Annotated in this window: 5 protein-coding genes and 2 pseudogenes; 3 read left to right on the top strand and 4 right to left on the bottom strand. The window is 69.9% G+C overall.

Translation table 11 applies throughout. The features are described from left to right. Positions 1 to 38: 38 nt before the first annotated feature. Both ABZ281_RS20810 and ABZ281_RS20805 read right to left on the bottom strand, forming a co-directional pair. The gene (locus ABZ281_RS20810; RefSeq protein WP_356657488.1) at positions 39 to 353 is read right to left on the bottom strand and encodes a hypothetical protein; all 315 of its coding nucleotides are present in this window, start codon (positions 351 to 353) and stop codon (positions 39 to 41) included. Positions 354 to 510: 157 nt separating this feature from the next. Next, a pseudogene (locus tag ABZ281_RS20805) lies at positions 511 to 981 on the bottom strand (hypothetical protein). Positions 982 to 1,020: 39 nt separating this feature from the next. Here ABZ281_RS20805 and ABZ281_RS20800 point away from each other — a divergent pair. Next, positions 1,021 to 2,004: pseudogene (locus tag ABZ281_RS20800) on the top strand (YafY family protein). Here ABZ281_RS20800 and ABZ281_RS20795 read toward each other — a convergent pair. Continuing rightward, positions 1,970 to 4,624 carry a cellulose binding domain-containing protein gene (locus ABZ281_RS20795; RefSeq protein WP_356657486.1) on the bottom strand — a complete coding sequence of 885 codons (2,655 nt, stop codon included), beginning with the start codon at positions 4,622 to 4,624 and terminating at the stop codon, positions 1,970 to 1,972. The pseudogene ABZ281_RS20800 and the gene ABZ281_RS20795 sit on opposite strands and share 35 nt — an antisense overlap. A 235-nt stretch (positions 4,625 to 4,859) precedes the next feature. After that, complete coding sequence (locus ABZ281_RS20790; RefSeq protein ID WP_356657484.1) at positions 4,860 to 7,778, bottom strand: glycoside hydrolase family 48 protein; 2,919 nt, start codon at positions 7,776 to 7,778, stop codon at positions 4,860 to 4,862. A 452-nt stretch (positions 7,779 to 8,230) separates the two neighbouring features. Between ABZ281_RS20790 and ABZ281_RS20785 the strand changes: the two genes are divergently transcribed. Both ABZ281_RS20785 and ABZ281_RS20780 read left to right on the top strand, forming a co-directional pair. Further along, complete coding sequence (locus ABZ281_RS20785) at positions 8,231 to 9,949, top strand: glycoside hydrolase family 6 protein (RefSeq protein ID WP_356657482.1); 1,719 nt, start codon at positions 8,231 to 8,233, stop codon at positions 9,947 to 9,949. A gap of 130 nt (positions 9,950 to 10,079) precedes the next feature. After that, positions 10,080 to 10,535 (top strand): class I SAM-dependent methyltransferase (locus ABZ281_RS20780; RefSeq protein WP_356657480.1); only part of this gene is annotated, 456 nt, incomplete at its 3' end.

Raw genomic sequence — 10,535 nt, 5'->3', positions numbered from 1 at the left:
CCTCCCCGACCAGGAACGGCCACGCCCCGACCCGGTGTTCAGTCTGCGGTCGTTCCGGAAGGCCGGGTGAACCCCGTGATCCAGTTGGTCACCCAGCCGTCCGCGCCGCCGACGGAGAACGCCTGCTCCCAGCGGGCCGACGTGGCGGAGATGCCCGACCAGACGAACCGGACCCGCACCTCCTTGCCGTCGTGCGTGTCGTCGCCGTAGAACGCGCCGCGTCCGTTCTCGAACCCGCCGAAGACCGGCGGGAACAGGGTTCCGCTGATGCTGGAGGCCCAGTTCAGCGACCACCGCCCGGTCTTCGGGTCGAAGAGCCGCAGGGTCGCGCCCTGGGCGGACAGCTGCGGCATGTCGACCTCGTCGAGGTTCGCGGCGCCGCCGACAGCGGCCGGCAGCGACTCGCCCCCGAGAACTCCGCCCAGTCGCTGTCCGGGTCGAGGAAGTCGGTGCGGCGCCGGTGCAGGACCTCCCAGTCGCCGTGGAAGAAGTCGAAGTCGTGCGGGCTGCTCATGTGCGGTCTCCTGTGGTTCCGTCGGGCAGGGAGCCGGTCAAGTAGGCCTTCAGATCAGGGACTTCCGGCGCGAGCAGGTGCCGTACCAGGCGCGTCCCGCTCGTGCAGGATCGGCGGCAGCTCCCAGACGCAGCCGATCCACGGAAGCTCGGGCGTGATGAAGTGGGCCGGTCGCGGTCCGGGCAGCCCAGCACCGGCTGGCCCGCCGACGCGCCCTTGAAGTGCAGGACGTTGTCCCACACCCAGCTGTACGCGTTGAGGTAGGCGCCGTCGTCGCCCCCGTGCAGGACGACGAAGGCTGCCGGGGGCGTGCCGTCCCGCTCCAGCTCCGGCAGGATCGCGTACGCCGCCTTCTCGACGGCGGGCTCGATACCCGCCGGGTCGGCGGCGACGTGGTAGCGCTTGACGTGCCGACCGGCCACCTCGATCGGCGGAAGTACGGTCAGCAGCTTCTCGCTGAAATCCATGCCGGGACGCCAGGGCCGCTTCACTGACATCCTGTGTCAGTGAAGTCCAGCCGACTCGTCTCCATCCTCCTGCTGCTCCAGACCCGCGGCCGGATGACCGCCGCCCGGCTCGCCGAGGAGCTGGAGGTCTCCGTGCGCACGGTGTACCGGGACATCGAGGCGCTGCACGCGGCGGGCGTCCCGCTGTACGGCGACGCGGGCCATGCCGGCGGCTACCGCCTTCTCGACGGTTACCGCACCCGCCTCACCGGCCTCACCGCCGACGAGGCCGAGGCACTCTTCCTCGCCGGCGCCCCCGGCCCCGCCGCCCGGCTCGGCCTCGGCTCCGTCCTGGCCGCCGCCCAGCTCAAGGTCCGGGCCGCCCTGCCGGCCGGACTGCGCCCGCACGCCGACAGGATAAGCGGGCGCTTCCACCTCGACGCGCCCGGCTGGTGCGCCGACGCCGACGAGACGCAGCATCTCCCGGCCGTGGCGGACGCCGTGTGGAACTGCCGTTGCCCTGCAGGTCCGTTACCGCCGCTGGCGTGAGCCCACCGACGTGGAGCGCCACCTGGAGCCGTACGGACTCGTCCTCAAGGCGGGCCGCCGGTATGTCGTCGCGGGCCCGGGCCCCTGCACCTACCGGGTCGACCAGATACTCCAACTCACCTCCAATGAGAGGCAGTTCGCCCGAACTGACGGTTTCGTGCTGGCCGCGTACCGGGCGGCGTACCAGCGCGACTTCCACACCGGCTCCGGGCCGCCCGGACGGTGGTCCGGCTGGCACCGGGAGTGACCCTCCCCGGGCCGGGGCAGACCGGCAGCCAGGTGGAAGAGGACGGCTGGACCCGGACCACCGCCCCCATCGAGTCCCTCGACCACGCCCACGCCGAGTTCCTGCGCCTCGGCACGGGCATCGAGGTGCTCGAACCCCCGGAACTGCGCGACCGCCTCGCCCGGACGGCGGCGGAACTGGTGGAGCGCTACGGCAACCCCGGGGACCGCCCGCTCAGGCGACCGCGCAGGTCTGCTCACCCAGCTTGAACGCGGCCGGTTTCGCGTTCGTGTCCGACCGGTTCGCGGTGAACCCGAAGCTCACCGACGACCCCGCCGCCACGTTCGCGTTCCAGGCGACGTTCTTCGCCGTCACCGTCGGACCCGACTGGGCCGCCTCGGTGTTCCACGCCTGGGTCAGCTTCTGGCCGTCGGTGAAGGTCCAGGCCAGTGACCAGCCGCTCCAGGGGCTTGTGCCGGTGTTGGTGAGCTGGACGTCCGCCTGGAAGCCGCCCGACCACTGGCTGGTGATCTTGTAGGTGACCTTGCACGCACCGGTCGGTGCGGGGTCGGGGCCCGGTCCCGGATCCGTGGTGCCAGCGCCGGAGCTGTCGCCGTAGAGGACGCCGCGGCCGTTCGTCGAGACATAGACACGGCCGTACACCCGCGGGTCGCCGGTGATCGCGGCGCCCGTCCAGCCCCACCGGTGGGCGTCATCGTTGATGCGGGTCCAGGTCGTGCCCTCGTCCGTGGAGCGGAAGACGCCGCGTACGCCGCCGATCTTCGCGCTGGTGTAGAGGGTCTGGTAGGAGGCGCCGGGTGCTGCCTTGCCGAAGCCGATGGTGTCGGCCTGCTCGACGTTCGGGAGCTTGGTGAAGTTCGCCCCGCCGTCCGTTGAGTGCCACAGCCCGTACGCGCCGTCCGTCGCCCCGCCCGCCAGCCACACGTCGCCCTTCCCGCCGGGCAGCGCCTTGAAGCGGACGCTGTCGCCGCCGGGCAGGCCACCGGCGGGTGACGCCTTGAACGTCGCCCCGCCGTCCGTACTGACGTAGAACTTCCCGGACTTGAAGCCGTAGAAGGTCTTCGCGTCGACCCGGTCCGACTCGACGATCGCCCCGGCGGGTATCCCGGCGGAGGCCTGCCACGACGTGCCGAAGCCCGTCGTGTGGTGGACACCGGCCCCCTCGGGGCTCCATACGAACCGGCTGCCGTCGGCCGCCGACGCGACCGTGCCGCCGCCGCTCACGCCCGAAGGGTCGGTCCCGGCGAACCAGTTGGCGCCGTTGTCCGTCGAGAACGCGATGTGCGGCCCCGAGTCCAGGTTGCCCGTGCGCACCACCGTGTTCGGGTTCGACTCGGCGAAGTCCAGGCTCGTGGTCGTGGTGAAGTGCGGCTGGGTGAACATCATCGACGGCACCTTCGTCAGGTCCGTGTGCCGGAAGCCGCCGATGTCACCCAGCGCGCTCAGCAGCGGCGCGCCGGACGGGGGAGAGGCGAGGTCGTTGACGGCGGTCTCCTCCAGGCCCCGCACCATCGGCTGGACGGCGAACTTGCTCCCGCTGTCCCAGTTCGTGAGGTTCTCGGTGCCGTAGACCGTCGCACCCGTCCCGTACATCATCCGGTCGGAGTCGAACGGGTCGATCTCCAGGGCCTCGGTCATCCAGCCCAGCTTCGGCGTCTGCTCGGGCGGTTGCGGGTTCGCGCCCCAGGTCAGCCACGGCGAGGACGAGACGTCCATCGTGTAGCGGTTCTCGCGGTTCGGATACGACGTGTAGTCCCACGCCTTGCTCCAGGTCGCACCGCTGTCCGTGGAGCGGAAGATCTGTGTGTCCGGCCACCAGGCGCTGTACGCGGTCGCCATGACCGTGCCCGGCTTCTGCCGGTCCACCGTCAGCCCGCTGAAGCCGTAGAAGGTGTCCGCCTCGGCCACCGGGCTGATGTCCGTCCAGGTCCCCGTGCCCGTCGCGTACCGGAACAGCCGGCCCTTGCCGCCGTCGTACGGGCCGCCCTTGTCGCTGTACGCGAGATAGAGGTGGCCGTTCTTCGCGTCCAGGACGCCCTTGTGGGCCAGGTGGCCGGTGGGCTGCCCGGCCAGCCGCTGCCAGGTCGCGCCCGCGTCCGTCGACCGGTACACCGCGTTGTCCTTGTCGGCGACCCCGACGTAGAGCGTCTTCGTGGCGCTCCCGGCCGTGCCGGTGGACTCGTCGAAGGTGACCCAGACGATGCCCTGGTTGTCGGACGCGTAGCCGCTCGTGTCGCTCGGGTCCTGCGCGTAGTTGCCGACGTTCGGGAAATTCGCCACCTGCGACCAACTGGCTCCCGAGTCCGTCGACCGCCACAGCCCCTTGCCGCTGGGCGCGCCGAGATACAGCACACTGTTGCGGTTCGGGTCGACGGCCAGCCGCTCGCCCATGCCCCGTCCCGGCATGTTGCCGCCCAGCTTGAACGGCAGGTTCGCCTTCCGCCAGCTCGCACCCCGGTCGGAGGAGCGCATGACGGCGCCGTTCTTCGGGTCCCAGCTGTTGGTGTACGTCCCGACCGCCGCGTACACCCGGTTCGGATCGACGGAGTCGGACGCGATGCTGACCACGCCCGTGTGCCCCCAGTCCTCCCACCCGACCGAGTCCAGCAGCGGTGTCCAGCTCTTGGAGGACTCCTGCCAGCGGTAGGCGCCGCCGATGTCGGTGCGGGCGTAGGCCAGGTTCTTCTCGGAACGGTTGAAGACGATGCCGGGTACGAACCCGCCCCCGTCGATTCGGGCGTTCTTCCAGGTGTACGTGTCGGCGGCGAGCTTCGGCGCCGGGGGATCGGCGGCCAGGGCGGTGGGGGCGCCCGACAACAGCCCGGCCGCCAGCGCCAGCACCGCCGTGAGGATACGGGTTCTTCGCACGGTGGGGGTCCTTCCGTGAGGGGGGACGTGCGAGGGCCGGGCGGCCCCTGTGCGGGTGGAGCCGCCCGGCCTTGGTGGCCCGCGTCAGGTGCGGGGCCCCTTGTACGCAGAGCTTCGGACGCACCCGCTTCTTGGGCGCGGTGCTGCATCGATATGCGGCTCCGCCGCGTGGGCGCGACCAGCCACATACGGCCCGCAGATCACAACGGCCCAGCCCGCGGAGCGCCCGGCGGGGCTATTCGAGAAGCTCCGCGTACGAGCCCATGGCCAAGGCGATGTCCGCCTGAGCCCAGAACCGGTGATACGTGAACGACGGCACCGCACCGCCCGAGAGATAACTCTCGATCTTCGACCAGGCCGGATCGTCCTCGTAGAAGGACCGGATCGAGTCGAACGTCGACGACGAGTTGATCGCGTCACCGTTCGGCATCGTGCCCGTCCAGCCACTGGGGATGTGCACCGGGTCGTCGAACCGGTTGTAGTCGGCCCGGTTCTCCGGGACGGCGATCCCGAGGGCGTCCTGGTTGTTGTCCCACATGCCGTCCAGCAGCTTCTTCGCCGCCGCCGCGGCCTCCGTGTCACCGGAGCGGTCCGCGTAGTACGTCAGGGTCTTGGCGTACGCGGCCGCCACACCGACGTCGTTGGTGTAGTCGGCGACGGTGACGCGCAGCCCGCTGTTGGAGCCGGGGCTGTTGGCGTTCCAGGTGTCGGGCTGGCCCGACCACTGCAACGTCGACGGGATCCGGAACGTGCCGTCCGGGTTGAACGTGGTCTTGGACAGCGCCCAGTCGACCCACTTGTCGAGGACCGTCTTGGCCTTGGCGTTCCCCGTCTGCTGGTACAGCTCGGCGACGCGCTCCATGGACCACGCCTGGAAGCCGAACCACTGGTTGGACGGCGGGTCGTGGTACACGGGCTTCTCGTCGTAGTACATGCCGTAGAACGTCGACTTCCCGGCGGGCGGAGTCGCGTACCGGCCCGCCCAGCTGTTGGTCGCGCCGCCCGCGATGGCGCCCTCGCTCGACTGGAGCCAGCGGTAGAACTCCAGCTGCCGGTCGAGGGACTTGCCCCAGTCCGCGGCGCCCGTCGCCGACTTCGGCTTCAGCGGCGCGTAGTTGCTGAGTGCGTACGCGGCCAGCGGGTTCTGGTAGCCGCCGTGGGCGTGGCTGGAACCGATGCGCCAGGCCCAGCCGGCATTGGTGTCGGTGGCGCCGCCCCAGGCGTAGTACCAGGACATCAGGTAGAACGAGGCGTCCTTGCCGGTGCCCGCCGGACAGGCCGACGGCCCGACGCAGTTGCCGACCTTCTTGAAGTACTTGTCGAACATGGAGTAGCGCAGGTAGTCGCCCATCTTGGCGGCCTTGCCGACCGTCGCGGAGACGGCGGAGCCCTTGCCCTGCTCCTTGGCCCACAGGTCCGCCCAGTAGGCGGCCTGCACGGCCCGCGCGTCGGCGTCCGGCGCGTTGGTGAACTTCCACTGCTTGGCGTAGGAGGCGTCACCGGTGAACAGGTCCAGATAGCCGTTCTTGCCGCCGTACTTGAAGGCGTCACAGGTCGGCTGCGGCACCGTCTCCCACACCGACTCCTGCGCGCCGCGCTGGAAGGTGTTGATGTAGGACGGGCCGGTGTCCGACGGGCCCGCCTCGCACTTGCCGGGGGCGTTGCCGTAGCCGTAGACGTTGTCCACGTCCTGCAGCCAGTGCATGCCGTAGACGTCGTCCGTGCCGTACGCGCTCTTCAGCTCGCCCGCGATCGGGTCGGACCCGACCGAGACACCGGTGTCGAGCTTGGCCGGGTACTCGTTCGGCGTGTCCAGCTCGGGCGCGTAGGTGGCCGGCTTGGAGGCGTTGTAGAAGGAGTTCGTCGGCTGGTCGGCGTGGGTGGGGATCATGTACTTCTCCATGAGGTCCCACGCGCCGTTGAACTTCGACCAGTCACCCGTCACCTTGCCGTACATGGCCTGGAGCCACAGCAGGTAGCTGTACGCCTCCGACGTGGTCTCGTGGCCGTGGTCCGGCGCCTCGACGATGAGCGTCTCGACCGAGTGGTACGGGATGCCCTCGGGGGAGAAGTAGCCGTTCGCCGGGTTGGTGATCTTCCCGTAGAGCTCGAGGAAGCGGGCGTCGTACATCTTCGCCGCCGCCAGCTGGGTCACGGTGACCGAGGCCTTTGCGTGGCCCGCGGCCGTCGACTCGAACACGGCCGATCCGGTACCCGAGTTCCCGGCGGTGACGGTCACCTTCTGCGCGGTGTTCCAGTTCTGCGGCGTGAAGGTCAGCGAGGCGCCGGAGGAGACCGACAGCCCCGAGTTGCCGCTCGCCCGGGCGGAGGCCACCGTCACGTTCGCGGACGGCTGCTTGGACAGCTTCACCTCGTAGGTGCCCGACTTGCCCGACTGGACGCCCAGTTGGAGCGGCGAGGCGACGACGGTCGGGCCCGAGGCAACGGTGATGCCGACCGGGGTGGAGTCGGCCGAGGCGCCCGTGCTGTCGTACGCCTTAGCCACCAGGGAGTGGCTGCCCACGGTCAAGTCCGAGACGGTGAGGGCGTAGGGCGCGCTCGTGTCCGTGCCCAGCAGCTTGGTGTCGTCGTAGAACTCCACCTTGCTTATGGTGGCGTTGTCCGCCGCCGCGGCGGTCGCGGCCAGCGGAACCGCCTGGCCCTGGGTGTAGACGGCGCCCCCGCTCGGGCTGGTCAGTACGGCGATCGGCGGCTGGTGCGCGCCGGTGCAGGGCGTGCCGTTGACCGAGAAGGACGTCGGCGCGGTGTTGCCGCCGCTGTAGGAGAACTGGGCGCCGGTGGAGACGGCGGCGCCCGCGGCGACCCGCGCGTTGTGGGAGGCGTTGCGCACGGTGATGTCCTTGCCGGACTGCGACCAGGTGCCGTTCCAGCCGTTGCCCAGCTTCTGGTTGCCGGCGTAGGCGTAGGTCAGCGTCCAGCCGTCGATGACGTCCGTGCCGCGGTTGGTGAGGATCAGGTCCACCGTGAAACCGGAGCCCCAGTCGTTCGTCTTGTAGTCGACACTGCACTGAAGCGCCGCTGCCTGCGCGGGAGTCGACCCCGAGGAGAGCATCGTCAACGGAAGCGCGAGAGCTGCGAGGGCGGCGGTCCACAACCGCCGTACCGCTCCGCGTCTCCGGGGTGGGGGATGCATGGTGCTGGTTCCTCCTTGCGGCTCGGAGAAGTCAAGGCTTGAACCAGTGGGAGCGCTCCCATAGTGCGGACACGTCAGGTACCGGTCAAGGTCCTTGAAGAGTCGAAAAGATTCGACGCCCCGTGTTGAGCAAAAGTCAGCAGCTCCCCTGTTCTTTGCTGTCACTTGGCGCTACCTTCCTTGACACCAGTGGGAGCGGTTCCATCAGTCGACGCGTCCGTCACGGCACGCCCGACCTGCAAGGAGTCGCTCATGCGACACCCCCCGCGTTCAGTACTTTGAGCCGCCGCCGGCGCGCGACGCCCGCGTGCGGCGGACCGCTGCCGCCCCGAATCGGCCGCGTACGACGCCGCACGGGCTCCGCCCTGCCCGCGAACACCTCACCGCTCCGAGAACCCCCCACCGAACCGCGGAATGCGCAAGGAACCCCAACGGAAGAGGGACCCCCACTCATGAGCCGTACGAGAACCGCGTTACTGGCCGCCATGGCCCTGGTCGCCGGCGCGACCGGCACCGCGTTCGCCGTCGACCCGGGCAGTGCCGGTATCGCCGCAGTCCCGTGCACCGTCGACTACAAGATCCAGAACCAGTGGAGCACCGGCTTCACCGCTGCCGTGACCCTCACCAACAACAGCGCCGCCAAGTCCTCGTGGTCGCTGAAGTGGTCGTACGCCGGCAACCAGAAGGTCACCAGCGGCTGGAACGCCAAGCTCAGCCAGAGCGGTGCCGCCGTCACCGCCGCCAACGAGACCTACAACGCCCAGCTGGCGACCGGTGGTTCGGTGAGCTTCGGCTTCCAGGGCAGCTACAGCGGCAGCAACGCGGTCCCGGCCACCTTCACCCTCGACGGCGTGACCTGCAACGTCGATGGCGGCCCCGGCGACCCCACGGATCCGCCGGACCCGGGCGGCCCGACCGGCCGGGTGAACAACCCCTACGAGGGCGCCAAGGTGTACGTCAACCCGGAGTGGTCCGCGAACGCCGCTGCCGAGCCGGGCGGCAGTCGGATCGCCAACGAGCCGACCGGAGTATGGCTGGACCGCATCGCCGCGATCAACGGCGCCGGCGGAAAGATGGGCCTGCGCGCCCACCTCGACGAGGCGCTGCGCCAGAAGGGCTCCGGCGAGCTGGTCGTCCAGCTGGTCATCTACAACCTGCCCGGCCGTGACTGCGCCGCCCTCGCCTCCAACGGCGAGCTCGGCCCGACGGAGATCGACCGGTACAAGACGGAGTACATCGACCCGATCAAGGCGATCCTCGCCGACTCGAAGTACTCCTCGCTGCGGATCGTCACCACCGTCGAGATCGACTCGCTGCCGAACCTCGTCACCAACACCGGCAGTCGCCCGACGGCCGTCCCGCAGTGCGACGTGATGAAGGCCAACGGCAACTACGTCAAGGGCGTCGGCTACGCGCTCAACAAGCTCGGCGACGTGCCGAACGTCTACAACTACGTCGACGCCGGGCACCACGGCTGGATCGGCTGGGACGACAACTTCGGTGCCTCCGCGACCCTGTTCAAGGAGGCGGCGTCCGCCGAGGGCGCGACCGTCAACGACGTCCACGGCTTCATCACCAACACGGCGAACTACAGCGCCCTGAAGGAGAACAACTTCACCATCAACGACAACGTGGCCGGCAAATCCGTCCGCGAGTCGAAGTGGATCGACTGGAACCGCTACGTCGACGAGCAGTCCTTCGCACAGGGCTTGCGCAACCAACTGGTCTCGGCCGGCTTCCCGTCGGACATCGGCATGCTGATCGACACCTCCCGCAACGGTTGGGGCGGCACCGCACGGCCCACCGGACCGGGCGCGACCACCACCGTCGACACCTACGTCGACGGCGGGCGATACGACCGTCGCTTCAACGCCGGCAACTGGTGCAATCAGTCCGGAGCCGGCCTCGGCGAGCGCCCGAAGGCCGCCCCGGCCGCGGGGATCGACGCGTACGTGTGGATGAAGCCGCCGGGCGAGTCCGACGGGGCGAGCAAGCAGATCCCCAACGACGAGGGCAAGGGTTTCGACCGCATGTGCGACCCGACCTACACGGGCAACCCGCGCAACAACAACAACATGTCCGGTGCCCTGCCGGACGCGCCACTGTCCGGGCACTGGTTCTCCGCGCAGTTCCGGCAGCTGATGCAGAACGCCTACCCGCCGCTGTCCTGACCCGTCCCCGCTGATCGGCTGATCCGCCGGGGTCCCGGCCCCGGCGGATTTTGCCGCACCGGCAACAGCAGTGGCCTCCTCTCGGTGCGTCGGCGCACGCTGAGCGCATCCGAGCGGGAGGCTGACCAGCATGGCGCACGACCACGACCACGACCACGTTCACCGGCCGGGCCACGGCCACCACCACGACCACACCGACATCGACTGGGCGGCGATGGCCCCGATGCTGGAATCCCAGGCCGAGCTGTTCACGTCGATGTACGAGCGAGCCCTGGCCTGGCTGGCGAAGGAGGTGACCGAACCGGGCCTGATCGTCGACGCGGGCAGCGGGCCCGGCGTCGTGTCGTGCCTGTTCGCCGAGACGTTCCCGGGCGCCCGGATCGTGGCCGTGGACGGCTCGGAGCCGCTGCTGGAGCGGGCCCGGGCACGGGCGGAGCGTCAGGGGGTGGCCGACCGCTTCGGCACGGTCGCCGGGGAACTGCCGGATGTCCTCGACGAGTTGGACTACCCGGCCGATCTGCTGTGGGCGAGCCGCACCCTCCACCACCTCGGCGACCAGCGGGCGGGGCTCGCCGCGTTCGCGGCC

Origin of the sequence: Streptomyces sp. NPDC006265 (assembly GCF_040613555.1) — a bacterium.
Taxonomy (GTDB): Bacteria; Actinomycetota; Actinomycetes; order Streptomycetales; family Streptomycetaceae; genus Streptomyces.
Note: the sequence above shows the minus strand (reverse complement) of the source record. Positions and strands in the feature narration are given on the sequence as shown.